Annotated in this window: 9 protein-coding genes, 14 tRNA genes and 1 other RNA gene; 1 reads left to right on the top strand and 23 read right to left on the bottom strand. The window is 67.4% G+C overall.

The window, feature by feature from the left end; genetic code table 11:
- Positions 1-9: 9 nt before the first annotated feature.
- The 23 genes from DEJ19_RS21450 to DEJ19_RS21340 form a co-directional block, all read right to left on the bottom strand.
- Positions 10-234: a DUF3039 domain-containing protein gene (locus DEJ19_RS21450; protein ID WP_111232447.1), complete on the bottom strand. Its 225-nt coding sequence runs from the start codon at positions 232-234 to the stop codon at positions 10-12.
- 55 nt (positions 235-289) lie between these two features.
- Positions 290-374 (bottom strand) — tRNA-Leu (locus tag DEJ19_RS21445).
- Positions 375-383: 9 nt separating this feature from the next.
- Positions 384-472, bottom strand: a tRNA-Ser gene (locus tag DEJ19_RS21440).
- Positions 473-612: 140 nt separating this feature from the next.
- A tRNA-Ser gene (locus DEJ19_RS21435) sits at positions 613-701 on the bottom strand.
- Between the two features lie 44 nt (positions 702-745).
- Positions 746-1,137: a transfer-messenger RNA gene (ssrA, locus tag DEJ19_RS21430) on the bottom strand.
- Between the two features lie 172 nt (positions 1,138-1,309).
- A tRNA-Thr gene (locus DEJ19_RS21425) sits at positions 1,310-1,381 on the bottom strand.
- On the bottom strand, positions 1,372-1,635 hold the full coding sequence (locus tag DEJ19_RS21420; RefSeq protein WP_111232448.1) for a Panacea domain-containing protein: 264 nt from the start codon (positions 1,633-1,635) through the stop codon (positions 1,372-1,374). Before DEJ19_RS21420 ends, DEJ19_RS21425 begins: the two co-directional genes overlap by 10 nt.
- Positions 1,636-1,656: 21 nt before the next feature.
- Positions 1,657-1,728: transfer RNA gene (locus DEJ19_RS21415), tRNA-Val, on the bottom strand.
- 105 nt (positions 1,729-1,833) lie between these two features.
- A tRNA-Thr gene (locus DEJ19_RS21410) sits at positions 1,834-1,909 on the bottom strand.
- Between the two features lie 431 nt (positions 1,910-2,340).
- Positions 2,341-2,413 (bottom strand) — tRNA-Asn (locus DEJ19_RS21405).
- Between the two features lie 176 nt (positions 2,414-2,589).
- Positions 2,590-2,666 (bottom strand) — tRNA-Ile (locus DEJ19_RS21400).
- A gap of 15 nt (positions 2,667-2,681) precedes the next feature.
- Positions 2,682-2,753, bottom strand: a tRNA-Lys gene (locus DEJ19_RS21395).
- 142 nt (positions 2,754-2,895) lie between these two features.
- Positions 2,896-2,985, bottom strand: a tRNA-Ser gene (locus tag DEJ19_RS21390).
- Positions 2,986-3,084: 99 nt separating this feature from the next.
- Positions 3,085-3,180 (bottom strand) — tRNA-Ser (locus DEJ19_RS21385).
- A gap of 124 nt (positions 3,181-3,304) precedes the next feature.
- A tRNA-Asp gene (locus tag DEJ19_RS21380) sits at positions 3,305-3,381 on the bottom strand.
- Between the two features lie 18 nt (positions 3,382-3,399).
- Positions 3,400-3,484 (bottom strand) — tRNA-Tyr (locus DEJ19_RS21375).
- A gap of 368 nt (positions 3,485-3,852) precedes the next feature.
- Positions 3,853-3,928: transfer RNA gene (locus DEJ19_RS21370), tRNA-Trp, on the bottom strand.
- A 414-nt stretch (positions 3,929-4,342) separates the two neighbouring features.
- The gene (locus DEJ19_RS21365) at positions 4,343-5,686 is read right to left on the bottom strand and encodes a hypothetical protein (protein ID WP_111232449.1); all 1,344 of its coding nucleotides are present in this window, start codon (positions 5,684-5,686) and stop codon (positions 4,343-4,345) included.
- A gap of 81 nt (positions 5,687-5,767) precedes the next feature.
- Positions 5,768-6,613, bottom strand: coding sequence for a hypothetical protein (locus DEJ19_RS21360; protein WP_111232450.1), 846 nt, complete (start codon positions 6,611-6,613; stop codon positions 5,768-5,770).
- Positions 6,610-6,915, bottom strand: a complete 306-nt coding sequence (locus tag DEJ19_RS21355; RefSeq protein ID WP_146250600.1) for a hypothetical protein — start codon at positions 6,913-6,915, stop codon at positions 6,610-6,612. The genes DEJ19_RS21360 and DEJ19_RS21355 overlap by 4 nt, the downstream gene beginning before the upstream one ends.
- 107 nt (positions 6,916-7,022) lie before the next feature.
- Complete coding sequence (locus tag DEJ19_RS21350) at positions 7,023-8,003, bottom strand: hypothetical protein (protein ID WP_111232452.1); 981 nt, start codon at positions 8,001-8,003, stop codon at positions 7,023-7,025.
- Entirely contained in the window at positions 8,000-8,371 is a 372-nt protein-coding gene (locus DEJ19_RS21345; protein WP_111232453.1) for a WhiB family transcriptional regulator, read from the bottom strand. Before DEJ19_RS21345 ends, DEJ19_RS21350 begins: the two co-directional genes overlap by 4 nt.
- Entirely contained in the window at positions 8,368-9,564 is a 1,197-nt protein-coding gene (locus DEJ19_RS21340) for a MinD/ParA family ATP-binding protein (protein ID WP_284176611.1), read from the bottom strand. Before DEJ19_RS21340 ends, DEJ19_RS21345 begins: the two co-directional genes overlap by 4 nt.
- Before the next feature lie 1,423 nt (positions 9,565-10,987).
- Between DEJ19_RS21340 and DEJ19_RS21335 the strand changes: the two genes are divergently transcribed.
- On the top strand, positions 10,988-14,077 hold the full coding sequence (locus tag DEJ19_RS21335; protein ID WP_111231775.1) for a hypothetical protein: 3,090 nt from the start codon (positions 10,988-10,990) through the stop codon (positions 14,075-14,077).
- The last annotated feature ends 39 nt before the right edge of the window (positions 14,078-14,116 follow it).

Below are 14,116 nucleotides of genomic sequence, written 5' to 3'. Positions count from 1 at the left end.
CGTCGCGGGTCATGGGTTCATCTGCTCCCACACGTCCTTGCAGGACGGGCAGACGGTGAACCGCTGCGGGTCGCTGGTCGGCGCCCAGACCTTGCCGCACAGCGCTCGGACGGGCTTACCGGTCAGCCAGTACTCGTCCTGGTCGCTCTTGCGGACGTAGTGCGCGAACTTGTCGTGGTCGCCGGAGTCGGTGGTCTGCTCCACCTTCTCCTTCTCGAGGAGGTCACTGGCCATGAGGGGATGGTCCTTTCGTCTCCACGTCTATGCGCGGAGCCGCCGGCGTGCTGTGTGCCCATCGCGGGACTCGAACCCGCACGCCCGTGAGGGCGGCGCATTTTGAGTGCGCTGCGTCTACCAGTTCCAGCCAGACGGGCGAGTATGTGCGGGTGCGGCAGGATTCGAACCTGCGGGGGCACTGACGTGCCCCTCCGGCTTAGCAAGCCGGTGCGATAGGCCTCTCTGCCACGCACCCGAGTTGTGCCCTGGCAGTTAGCGAGATGCCGCTCGCCCTGACAGCATCCGGGTCCAGATGTCCGAGACGGGTCGACTCCGGCTCTCGGCAGGTAGAGCAGCCGAAACCTCGGCCGGCTGCTCGTAGTCCTGGTCTCACTGCGGGGAGAGAGGGATTCGAACCCTCGAGACCGATTGCGCGGTCTACCGCCTTTCCAAGGCGGCGCCATAGGCCTCTAGGCGACCTCCCCAAGGGGGCCGGACCTGCGGCGCGTACGCGCGGCCGGTCGCGGCTAGGTGGAGTCGGAGGGGATCGAACCCTCGTCTTCTGTGACTGAACGAAGCCTTCTACGTGCGTAGTTCACCGTGGGCTGCTTCTCGACCTCGGCTTCTGCGGTGAACAGCTCAGCCGGCGGGTCTAGGCGCAATGATGATGCCGACCCGGGATGCGTCCAACCGGGTCGTCATGGTCGTCTGATGCTGACCCCGGCACTGCGGGCGAAACCGTTCCCGTTGCAGTGCGCGAGGGACTCGCCATGAGTCTCGAACCGGTTAGGCTGCGAGGGCGAAGTCGTTGCGAGAAGCGTTGGCATCTCTTGGTGGACAGTCTGATTTTCGAGGTGGCCGTCCAACCCTCGGCACGCTTCTCATCGAAGCAACACACAGAATCGAAACCAAGTCGACCCCGTGCAGGCAGCGTTACGACCTGCCCATGAACCAGCGCTTCCAGCCGGTACCGCTCCCACCGTTTTGTGGGGAAGAACATGGTGTGGCAGCCGATCTCTGTACGGGCGCTCGGCGAAGCGTCGATAGACGTCACACAATCATCCGGGGCCACATCCCGTCATGTGTGCGTTCGAGCCCCGAGTCAGGATTGAACTGACGACCGCCGCCTTACCATGGCGGTGCTCTACCACTGAGCTATCGGGGCGTACGCCGGGACACCAGCCGCGGCGTGCGAGATCCGGCACTCCACGGCCGCATGAGCCGTCGGAACCGGATGAGACCACCGGGGACAGGTCCCTCGGCCTTCGCGTACGTGGCCTCGCCGTACAAGGGCATCCCTGTGACGGCGAGGTGGTGTCCGTGCGCGAGGTAGACCAGCGCAGTCAGCTTCCGCGGCTGCCGGCGAAGCGTCGGGTCACAGCGCAGCATGTACGCCGCGACGGTCTCGGACTTCGTCATCGTGGTCTCCTTCTTGGTGTGTGGGCCCGGAGGGGATCGAACCCCCGACGCGCTGGGTGTAAACCAGTTGCTCTACCTCTGAGCTACAGGCCCGTTGGGATGGTTCGGCTGACACACCGTCACGTGCGCCAGCCGTTCCACCGGAACCACGTGGTGACGTCGAAGGGGTTCCAGTGACGGGCGTCCATCGCGCCCTCGAGCCTCCGGCGAGATTCGAACTCGCGAGGGTGCCGTATTACAAGTACGGTGCAATTGGCCGCTATGCGACGGAGGCGAAGAGCCGGGAGGCAGACTTGAACTGCCAATCATCGTGCGCTCTCACGGTTGCGACCCGTGAGGCATTGCAGGAGTGACGCTCCGACCTTTCCGTGACCCTTTTCTGACTAGTATCTGAGGTCACGTTCCGGAAGGACCAGGTGTACCGTTTCCCTATCCCGGCTAAGCCCGTTTCGTGCAGCCTCGGGCAGGCGGCTCACCGGGACCTATCAACCCGGTTCCAGTCGTGCGAGCACTTGCAGGAGTTTCACCACGTAGGTGGTGGGGAGCCTGCCGCTCCACGTGGGCGACTGCGAAGCCGTACCGGTTGCCCGGCACCCGACCTACCGGCCGGGCCGCCCACTTCCGGGGCGTAGCTGCGCCTGCGGGTCTAGAACTCCGCGGCGCCGGGAAATCACCCGTCGGTGAACGACCTGGTCGCAGTCTGAGCTCCCCCGGATGGACTCGAACCATCAACCGCCCGGTTAACAGCCGGGTGCTCTGCCAATTGAGCTACAGGGGATCAAGGGTGTCACCTCAGTGCGCGGAGGTGACGGTTGGGGGAGTAGAGGCGCACCCGCAGGCCGCTTGCTCACCACGGAGATACAGCGACCTGCGCCAACAGGTCACGCAACTGCTGCGGCCGGCCTCTACGGGCTATACCGGCGCTGGGAAGGCACCCTTGGCGGGGTGACCCGTTGGTGGCGAGAGCAGGACTTGAACCTGCGACCTCCTGCTTATCAGGCAGGCGCTCTAACCAACTGAGCTACCTCACCGAAGAATGTGACTCGTACCCCCGGAGAATTCCGACATCTCGACCCACCGATTAAAAGTCGGTTGCTCTTCCTCTGAGCTACAGGGGCATGGAAAGCTCGACAACTCGACCTGGATTCGGACCAGGAATGCCAGCGCCGTGCACGGCTGACTGGTCACCGAAGGTCTTTCGGCGCGTGTGCCTCTCGCCTTCGAATTGTCAAGAATGTGGTCGAACGTCGTTGTCCGAAGTGGCGGGCTGTGAGGGATTTGAACCCCCGTCACGGGTGAACGTGATGCGGTTTTCAAGACCGCTGCAATCGGCCGCTCTGCCAACAGCCCAAGTCTGGCCGCCGCGTTAATCATCCGCGGCGGCGCACGGCTTTTCGAGGCCCGGTGCCGTGAACCGGGATGAAAGACGCCACCATCGCGTTCCTCGAGCGGAAGGGGTGGGGATCGAACCCACACGCCAGGGGTGGTTACCTAGCAGTCCGATTTCGAATCGGGTGCCGCCGCCGTCATTCGGCTGGCCCTCCCATCACTCACCGTTGGTCTTCCTCGTCCCACACCGCGACTGGACCTCTTGAAGGATGCGCTCACGGTGAGCATGTGGGGGAGTGTCGTGGGCACGAGAGCCCCGCCTTCGGCGGTCACGCATGCCTGGCGACCCTGACCGGACTTGAACCGGCGACCTCCGCCGTGACAGGGCGGCGCTCTAACCAACTGAGCTACAGGGCCATACCGGCTGGCGCCGGCTGGTGGGTGGTGAGAGATTCGAACTCCCGCGGACTAAGTCGCCTGGTTTACAGCCAGGTGCAATCGGCCTCTATGCGAACCACCCAGGTGGCTTCGGGCTGACCTCCGTGACGGAGCGTGTGGCGTGGGTTGCGATGATGTGCTTCCCGGGCGCCGATGCGTCGTCGTGGAGGTCACGGCCCGAAGCCGTGGTGTTGTGCGCTGTGAAGTTCCGAAACCGTGGTCGGGTGCTGAGCCTGGTGGCGGCGGGGCACGGTGTGCCTTGTTCGTCGCCGGCTCGTTCCCTATGCACTGGGTGCGGTGGGAGCTGTGAGCCCGAGGACGGTCGGTCCTTCATCGCGCGGTCGGACTGGTGGGTCCGACCCTGCTGAACGCGTCTGCGGCTTTCACCGTTTGGCGTTCAGGTTGTCTTGCACTGTGGAGTTCTCAATATCCATTGCCAGCGTGTGGCTTTGGCAGGGGCGACAGGACTTGAACCTGCAACCTGCGGTTTTGGAGACCGCTGCTCTTCCAGTTGAGCTACACCCCTAGGTGGTCGTGCTGTGGTCCTATCCGCGGACCGTTCGTGTTTCTTGTGATGCTGCGTCTATGCCGTTCATGCAGAAGGGGCGGGGACCTTCCGCTGGCGTCACCGTGTCCGGTTGAGCCTTGGAGGTCCCCGCCCCGTTCAGGAGGTGCGGTGTCTTCGGCCCTTACACGGTGTTCACCTTCGCGAACAGCTGGTAGCTGGGGGTTGCGCAGTGATTCTGCGACCATTCGCCGTTCAACGGCATGGCAGCGCGCAGCGTGCGACCGGAGTCGCGGTGCTGAATGGTGAGCGCTGACATCAGATGCCTTTCGAGCGGGTGAGAAATGAACGCGGTGTTGCGGTCGAAGAAGAAGGTAACGTCGACATCTGACTTTCGCCTAGCTGCATCGGCGTGTCGCGCTGGAAGTGCTGGTTTTACGCGGTTGGGAATCGTCCGTCGGGGACGTTCAGCAGGTCGAAGCTCTTGTGCTCGACGGTCGATGCCGCCTCATCCACGGGAGCAGTTCCGGCGACGACGTCCTCGAACGCGGGGGCCGCGAGTGGCACGTCGAACGCCGGCGCGGGCAGGAACACGGCGCTGGTGTCCGGAGTGGGGAACGGCAGCGGCTCTTCCGCCGGTGCCGAATCCTCCGAGGTCTCCGCGGTGGCCCCGGCGGTCTCGTTGAGGTAGCTCAGCGCCTCATCGCGGCGGGCCTCGAGCTCGGCGTCGCTGACCGCTTCGGCGACCCCTTCGACGGGAGCGTCGACGTCGTACGCGGTCGGGGCGAGCAGCGGCTGGTTGAAGTCCTCGCCAGCGCCGTCCTGGTCGAGGTTGTACGAGCCGAACTGGAAGTCCGTGTCGGGCGGTGTGACTCCGAGGTCGTCGAACTGGGTCGGACCGAACGCAGGGACGTTCCAGTCGGTCTGCGCCAGTGCCGGCGCCGGGGCGGGAGCGGGCAGCGCGAAGTCGTTGCCGGACTCGAACGCTGGCAGGTCCAGCACGTCCAGGGCCGGGGCCGGCTGGCTGAGGTCCGGCAACGACGGGAGGGTGACCTGCTCGGCCGTCGACGCCGAAGGCCAGGTGGGGTCGGGGAGGGCAGCGGCATCAGGGGTCCACGTCGCGTCGGGTGCTGCGACGGGGAAGACGGGCTCAGGAGCTGGCGCGACGGCGGGCAGATCCAGCACGGGGCTCGGAGCGGGTGCGGCGGGCACCTCCGGCTTGCCGAAGATGTCCTCCTCGGTCAGCGGGACGCCGGCGGCGGGGTGCGCGGAAGCGGCGTCGTTGGTGATGAGGCCGAGACTGACCGCGGCGCCGAGAAGCGTGCCACGGTGCTCCGGGCGGACGTCCGGATCCGGCGCGGCGAGGAGCGTTCCATCAGCGACAAGGTGTGGGTAGCCGGCAGCGACTGCAGCCGCGATGGGGGACTCCGCAGCCGCGTCGGAGATGACCTTCGTGATGCGAGCGCTCACCTCATCGTCGATGGCGCGGAGCTCCTCGAGTACCGCTGACTCCATGGACCAGTCGGTGACCACCTCGACGATGCTCGACGGGACGGTCGGGATCCCGAATCGTGCGTCGAGTTCGCGGCGGTACGCCTCCGCATCGACGCCGAGAAGCGCCGCTGCGAGCCGGGCGACCGGGAGGCGCACCGGCGGGTCGGTGAGCTTGTTCTCGAGGACCCAGCCGCGTCCGTTGAGGAGCATGTGAGCGAGGTTCGTCGCGAGCGGGTTCGAGTACCGGTGGGCGTCGATCTTGTCGTGCTCAGGGAAGTGGGACACGTCGTGCCTTTCGGGGCGTGGGGCGGCGGCTGCCGGGCTGTCGTGGTGGTTCTATGCGGCGGGTGTGCCGATGACGCTGGTTCAGACCGGGAGGGCGACGCCGTACTCGTCCTCGCACACCTGCTGTGAGATGACGCGGACGTCAGCGAGGAGGTCCGCTGCTCGGTCCTGACGAATGTGGAGGGTGCGGGCGATCTCGGTGACGGTGCCCAGCGCCGGCGGTTCCGCGTAGAGGTCGCCAACCCAGACGTCGGCTGCCTTGCCGAGCTGGTCGGAGCGGAGGTAGCAGGCGTCGATGATGGCGGTGACCAGCTCCCGACCCTCGATAGGGGAGAGGACGTAGTCGTCGTCTTCCACTGCGCGGTCGTGGTCGGCGATGTCAGCGACGGGCAGGACGTTGTCGAGGTCCGCCAGTTCGACGAGGACACCCTGCTTCTCCGGATTGGAACGGCGGGCCCGCATCTGCTCGTTCGCGGAGTCGATGATCTCCGCCGGCTCCGGTTCCCGTCCGAGCTTCTTCCGCAGGTCCTCACGCACCCGGGCGACGTGGCGCTGCTTACGCTGCAGGGCGACCATCCCGGATGCGGCGGTCACCTCGGAGGAGTTGAAGTACGCCAGGGCCGCGTACCGGCTGATGCCGTTGAGGTACGAGTACCAGTTGGCGACCTTCTCGTGCTTGCCGGGGATGAGCGCTTCGCTGAGGACTTCGAGGGTCCGTTCAGAGATGACGCTGATCACGTCGTCGCGGTGGTTGCCGTAGACGTCGCCGGAGATGCGGCACAGCGTCGGTGCCCAGTTCCGGAAGTGCGGCAGCATCAGCCGGAGGATCCGGTCAACCCAGCGGTGCCGGCTGCGGTCGTCCGCTGCGCGGTACTGCTCGACGAGTTCGGCGATCTCCACCGAGATGGCCATGCTGTTCGTGCTCATCGTGGTCCCCCTGACCGCCGTGCGGGTCGTGGTGTGAACGGGAATCCGGGCCAGGGCGTCTGCGTGTTGTCGCCGAGCGCGTCGCAGAACGCCATGAAGCGGCGACCGCCGGCGCGTGCGTCGAGCAGCCATGCCACGGTGATGCGGCGAACGGGCACGTCGGTGGCTCCGGTGACAGTGGTGATGTGGTCGATGACGCGTCGGACGGACTCGTCGCCGACGCCCGGCTGCGCCAGTAGCAGCTGCTTGACCGTGATGCGCAGCAGCGGACGGCCGTTCTCTGTGGCTGCGAGACGGATCACATCGTGGACGCTGCGTCGGCCCTCAGCGATGTGGACGAGCGCGGCAGCGCGAAGGTGCCGCGCGGCCTCCCGGGCGCTGTTCGCAACCTCGAGCGGCGGCCGCGCGGTCACAGTTCCGCTCCGTCTCCTGGGCCGGAGGTGATCTCGTCTCGGAACTGCCGCTGTGTGGTGGCGATGTCTGGGCCGGCGGTCAACGCGGCGAGCGCACGCTTCTTCGCGAGGGAGTCCTTCGGGTACAGGCGCTTGTACTCGTCGATGAGTTCGTCGAGGGTGGACGCCTGCGTGCGGGCGAAGACGCGCCGGACCTTCGGGCCGACCTTCGGGTCACCGATCTGACGGCGGACTGCTTCCTCCGCGCGGGCGCGGATGCCGACGGTGAAGTAGTGCATCGGATCCACCCGGTCGAACTTGTGCAGTTCGAGGGCGACGTCGATCATCCGCTGGATGACGGACGTGCCTCCCTGGCCGAAGAGCATCTGCGAGCCGAGCTCTTCGAGGGTGATGTCATCGACGACGCCGGCGAGCGGGATGCCCTTGTGCTGCGCGATCTCCGCGGCGACGATGTTGTTCGCTGCTGCGAGACGCTGCTTCGTGAAGAACTCGAAGCCGCTCATCAGTTCCCAGCGGGCGGTGAGGCCGGCCTTCGCGATGCTGCGCAGTACCCGTTCGCGGTGCTTCCGTCCGGTGACGGGGTGCACCTCCGCGGTGACGACGATCGTCTCCGACAGGGTGACTGTCACCTGCTTCCGGAGGGGCGTGTACGAAACGACGCCGTCGCCGGTGTCACTGTTGCCGAGGCCGGCGAGCTCCCATGTGATGGTCTCGTCGGCGTTGAGGACACGCACCGGTCCCTGGTCGTAGCCGAGACGGGATGGCATCGGCTGGCGGACCCCGTTGACCAGGCCCTTCCGGCCGACGTCGATGCCGGGAAGTACCCACACCCAGGATGGGAGCACGACGATGACGCCAGGCTCGTCGTCACTGATGTCGTCGCTGTCGAGCAGGTTCTGAGCGTGCCGGCCGGCGATGACTGCGCCGATGTTGTCGCACAGCTGCGCCAGGCGCGGGAGGTGTGGTTCGTCGTTCACTGCTCGGGGGTCTTCCGGTCTGCGGGGTGGTCGAGGTCGGCGAGGGGGTCCGGGGTCTTGCGATTGCGGGCGGCGCTGCTGAAGCGGGCGAGGTGCCGTTCGTCGCTCTCCGGGACGTACTCGGAGGTGGTACCGGCGCGGACGAACCCGGGAAGGGCCTTCAGCTCGCTCGGGGTGAGCCCGGCGCGGATGCCGAAGTCCTCTCCGTGGGCGAGTGCGTAGACGAGGCACTGCTCCTGGACACGGCAGACGGTGTCGCAGATCTCCTTGGCGAAGGTCTCCGACCGCTTGTCGAACCAGGTGTCCGGGTCGAAGCGGCACTCCGCCTGGTCACGCCAGTCGGGCGCGGCCAGGCGGGTGGCGCTCATCGCCGACGTCCGAACAGGCCGCGGCGCTTCGGTGCCTGGTCGGGGAGGAAGACATCCCGGCCGGTCGCCTGGTACAGCGCGGTGTCGAGGATGGGGCGCAGGGTCGAGTTCTGCACGTCGAACGAGCCGGAGTTCATCGCCGATGCGAGTTCCGGGTCTTCACCTGCTGCGCCGAGGAAGGCGCTGGAGCCGGAGAACGCCTCGTTGATCTGCTGCTGCTCGGCGTTGCCGAACGACTGCGCCTTGTTGACCATGAGCATCAGCCGGTCGCGCTTCACGCCCTGGTGGATGAAGCCCTGCGTGCGCTTGAGGAGGTCCTCGCGTCCGGGGCGGGACATATCGGCGACGCCGAGGCCCCACGCGCCGCGCATCAGCAGCGGCACCATGACGTTGTCGATGAGCCCGGAGGTGTCCTTCGCCTCGACGATCTGGGTGTCGAGGATGACGAGGTCGGCCTGCGTCTGGATGAAGCGGATGACCTTGGAGTAGACCGCCGCGGAGACGATCTTCGGGTCGGCGAGGGAGTGCGGCGGGCTCATCACGACGGCGAAGCCGAGCGACGGCAGCGACGAGTCGCGGTTCTCCTTGAGGACCTTCGGGCTGATGAGTGCGTCCTGCGCCTTGCCGGTGACGGCTGCGTTGTAGACGGTCGGCAGGTTGGGGTTGTCGAGACGCAGGTAGGAGCGGATGTTGCCCTGCCCGCGGTTCATGTCCACGACGACGACCCGCAGGCCCGCCGCGGCGGCGCGCTGAGCCATGAGGACGGCGCAGGTGGTCTTGCCGACGCCGCCCTTTCCGCCGTAGGAGACGATGACGTTGGCGCGGATGGCGGAGTCGTCGACGTCTGGGATCTCCGGGAAGCCCGCCGACGTGGTGCCGGTGACTCCGAACGCTGCGCCGGTGCCGAAGCCCGGGAGGCTGAACTCCTGCGCTTCCTTCGACAGGGTTGCGGTCGGCTCGGGAGCAAACGCCGGCTCAGCGGCGGTGGGCTCCTGGTAGGCCTGCACGGGTGCCGGGGCAGCGGGCTCGAGGAACGCCGGAGCAGCCGGGAACGCCTCACCGATCGGGGCCGGCGGGAACTGCTGCTGTGCGAACGGGTCCCCAGCCGGCTGCTGGAACGACGGCTGCGGGGCGGCCGGCGCCTGGAACTGCGGCTCCTGGTACGACTGCTGCGGAGCGGACGGCGCCGGCACTGCGGGGCCTGGAACTGCGGCTCCTGGAACGCGGGCGGGGCGGGCACCTGGAACTGGGGCTCGGGGATGGCCGGAGCTGCGGGCGGCTGGTACTGCTCCTGGTAGGTCGGCGCCGCCGGCATCTGGAACTGCGGCTCGGGCACGGCTGCAGGTGCGACCGGTGCCTGGTACTGGGGCGCGGCTGGGACAGCAGGCACCTGGAACTGCGGCTCCGACATGGCGGGCGCAGTCGGCTGGCCGTACTGGTCGAAGCCGAAGTCGGGAACTGCCGGGGCAGCCTGCGGGAACGCCTGCGGCACGGCCGGCGCCTGGTACTGCGGTGCTGGGGCTGCTTCGACCGGAGCCTGCTGCGCCTGGAACTGGGCGAGCTGCTGCGCCGGGTCGATGTGCTGCGGCGGGGCCTGGGGAACGCCAGCCTGTGCGTAGTTGGCGTGCTGCTGCGTCGGCACCGGCTGCGGGAACTGCTGCTCGGGCGCCGCGAACGGGAAAGCCGCCGGGTCGGGGATGGCGTTGTAGTCGCTCATGGGCGGGCGGGTCTCCTCTGAGGTGTGCGGGGCTTGCTGGGGCTGTGCGGCGGGGGCGTTCCCCTCCGTCTGAGGCGGCCCCATATATGCGGCGGCGTGTGCCTCGTCAGCCCCTATGCCGGCTGGGTTCACTTGGCTGCTGGGTTGCCCGATGAGCTCGGTGAAGGCCGTGGCGCTAGCGCCGAAGCCGAGCGCCTGGAGGACCTGGCCGAGCTGCACCGGCTCATGCAGGTGCGTGCCGACCTCCGCGGGAATGGCGCCTGTGCGCTCGAGGACGACGAGCGTGCCGCGGGAGGCTTGCTCTTGTGCCCACCCGCGCAGTCCGGGTTGCGGGACGTCGGCGATGACGACCGGCATCGGAGTGTTGTGCGCGCGGATGTCGCGGGCGGCGTCGAGGAATGCCGCGCCCCCGCCGACGACGGTCAGTCCGATGCGCGTGAGGGCAGCGGCGAGCTCTGGATGCTCGATGACGCCGATGGGTGGGGCGGAGGGGGTGCTCATGCCCGCGTCTATGCGTGCGGGTGTGGAAGCGGCGCCGGAAACGGTGCGGATGGCCGAGGTCCGTACGCCGTGGAGTCAGAACGGCCCGGTTTGCTTCCGGGTGCTCATCAACGGCGAGCGACGGTCAAGTCGCGGCGATGCCCGGAAACCCGGGGGAGAAGGGCCCGTTACTACTACTTGACTTGACTACTTACTTCTGTAGATAAGTAGAAGAAGAAGAAGAGGGTGTACTTCCCCAGGTAGATACATACCCTCTGTCTCTCCCTACCTCTACCCCTGCATCGTCGAGCGGGAGGCCGGAAACGAGAAAGCCCCGTTCAGGCGTACTTTAGGGCGGTCCTGCGGGTTGAGCATCGCTGGAGTCGCGGCTAAGCGGACCCGGCCTGCATAGGGGTGGCATGACCGACCCGCAGACCCAGAACACGGACTACAACGCCGGACTCGAAGCGCTCCGAGCCACCGTCCCCCTCACCGCAACCCCCGGGCGCAGCGTCCCGTGGACTCCCGCGGACTATGCCCCCTTCGTCACCGGCCCCGCCGCGAAGAAGCTCGTCTCCTCAGGAGTCGCACCCCTGGTCGCACTCGCCCGCGGCTACGAGACGGTGGACCAGGGAAACCACAAGGACTTCGCCGCCCGCCACGGTCTCGGCGACGGCCGCAGCAAGCGCGGCTCGCAGTTCCGATCCCTGTTCCTCGAGGACAACAACGTCCTCTACATGCCGTGGAACTCGGTCACCCGGATCAAGCAGAGCCGCGAGCAGCTCACCGCTGAGACCAGCCACTTCGTCCAGCTCCGCCCGGACCGCCCCCGCATCGTCGAGGACAAGCCGCTGAAGTACGAGTTCCTCACCGGCACCGGCACCACCATCGACTTCCACCCCGCGACGACTAACGCATGGGTCGAGCCGACCAGCACCTACCTCATCGCCGAAGGCATGCTCAAGGGCGACTCCGCCCTCACCGCCATGCTCCGGAAGCACAACCCGGACGTCGCCCTCTCCATCGGCCCGCTGGACAACAGCCGCACCATGGCGATGAACCGCATGGCCCTGCTGATGGAAGCGATCCCCGTCGAGGACCGCGTCGCCATCATCAACATCGCCGGCGTCGGCAACTGGAAGAACAACCCCGAGTGGTCGGCCCTGCGGTTCAAGGACGCCCGCGTCGTCGTCGCGTTCGACGGTGACGTCGCCAGCAACTGGAACGTCTGGACCCAGGCGAACCAGCTGTTCGAGTTCATCGACAAGCAGAAGGGCGGCGAGCCGGTCCTCCTCGACCTCGCCTACGCCACCGGCGGTGAAGAGGCGATGGAGCGCGACTCCAAGCTCGGCATCGACGACTACCTCGCCACCGTCGGCAGCTGGGACGACCTCATCGGCGCCGAGCGCGAGGACTTCCCGGACCCGCCGAACCGCAAGGACTCCAGCAGCGACGGCGACTTCCAGGTCCGGAACAACGGCACCACCGTCGACCAGTACACGCAGGACAAGGACCCGAACGGCAACCCGCTGCCCAGCGGACGCTGGGTGACGAAGAGCCGCCTCGGCGGACGCATCACGTTCTTCGAGACGCGACGCACCCCCACCGACGCGGAGAACGCCGGCAAGCCCTTCGGCAGCGGCTTCAACGAGTCCGACGCGCCATCGTTCTGCGCCGTCGAGGTCGGCTGGCGTGACGAGGCAACCGGCTCCATCACCCGCGTCGAGGTCACCGGACCGAACACGCTGCTGAACTACCCGCCGGCGGAGTGGGTCAAGCACGGCGCCTCCCTGCCGAACGACCTCCTCGCCCACCCGGAGTGGCCGCCGGTGGACGGCCGCAACTGGCTCGCTGCCGTGAAGGGCAACGACTCCGAGCAGACGCAGAAGCGCACCCGCTGGACCACGATGGGTTGGGTGCCCGCGCCCGACTCCCGCTCGCAGGCGTTCATCGCGGGCAACACCATCATCGCCGCGGACGACGAGGTGAAGGGCAACACCCTCATCGGTGTGGACGAGAACTCCCTCGGCGACGCCGGCCGCTACGGCGTCCACGACGTGTTCACCGGCAAGGAGTTCGCCGACCCGTCAGGCAAGCACGACCTCCGCGACGACATCCGCACCATCGTCGACGCGTGGGTCACCCGCACCCCGTGGCTGACGCAGAACATCGCCGTGACGATGCTCGGTCTCGCCATCCGCCCCGCCGTGCCGCTGCAGACCTCGGTCGCGTCGTACCTCGTCGGCCCGCCGCAGAAGGGCAAGTCCTGGTCCGCGAAGCAGATCATGACCTTCTGGCAGCACACCCGCGGCGCGTGGGCCCGCCTCCCCGGCAACGCCGACGACACGTTCGCCTCCACGGAGAACGCCGTCGCATCGACGATGCTCTGGGTCGCCGACGACCTCGCCCCGTCCACCGACCGACGCAAGGCCGACCAGATGGAAGCGAACATCTCCGGCCTCATCCGCCAGGTGTTCAACGGCCTCGGCAAGCGACGGATGAACCAGGACATGTCCTCCAAGACGGTCCTGAAGCCCCGCGCGCTGTTCATCGTCACCGCCGAGAACGAGAACTCCACGCAGTCCATCCGCGAGCGCAGCGTCATCGTCGAGTTCAAGGGCCTCAACTCCGACACGATGGCCGAGGCGGAACGACTCGGTTCCGAGGAGACCACCGCGGCGCGCATCACCGCGGCGTTCATCCGCTGGTTCATCCGACGCGGCCAGGACTCCGGCTGGGAGGAGATGGTCGAGGACATCCGCGCCGACCGGTCCGAGTCCATCGACAAGACCAAGGGCATCCTGCAGGAGTTCGGCATCAAGGTCGGCGACGTCACCCGCCCCGCCGAGATCGTCGGCGACCTGTCACTGGGCCTGATCTACTTCGCGCAGTTCTGCGAGGAGCTCGGCCTCACCGACATCGCCGAGCAGATCAACTGGGGCAAGGGCGGCTGGTTGCACCTGCTCGCTGAGCAGGTCTCCTTCGCCCACCGTGACAAGGCCGAAGCCGCCCCCGGCGCCGTCCTCCTCGACGCGGTCCGTGCGCTGCTGTCCTCCGGTCAGGCGCACATCTCCAACGCCGACGACCCCGCCCGTCCGCCCATCGTGGAGGGCGACGACCAGCAGCGTGAGAACGTCATGCTCGGCTGGCAGGCCGACTCGCAGGGCGAGCTCACCCCGCGCGGCCCCCGCATCGGCTACATGTCGAAGAAGCGCGACCGTGTCACCGGCGAGCGGGTCCCCGTCATCTACCTCGCCAGCGAGGACTCGTTCAACGAGTCGCAGCGTCGGTACTCGAAGCGGATCCCGCACGGTGCGTCGTCGCAGACGTACTGGAAGAACGTGTGGGACCTGAACCTCGTCCACCCGCTGTTCAAGGGCAAGCGCCCCGACAAGGGCGTGCAGGTGCAGTACCGCATCAGCCAGGGGATGCGCCCGTACGGCATCCCGGTGTCGCTCGAGTCGCTGTACCCGGACGCCGCGATCCCCGGCACCGAGGACGACGACTGACCCTCACCCCACGACGGAAGCCGCCGCACCCCACCAGGT

Source organism: Curtobacterium sp. MCSS17_016 (assembly GCF_003234255.2).
GTDB lineage: Bacteria > Actinomycetota > Actinomycetes > Actinomycetales > Microbacteriaceae > Curtobacterium > Curtobacterium flaccumfaciens.
Note: the sequence above shows the minus strand (reverse complement) of the source record. Positions and strands in the feature narration are given on the sequence as shown.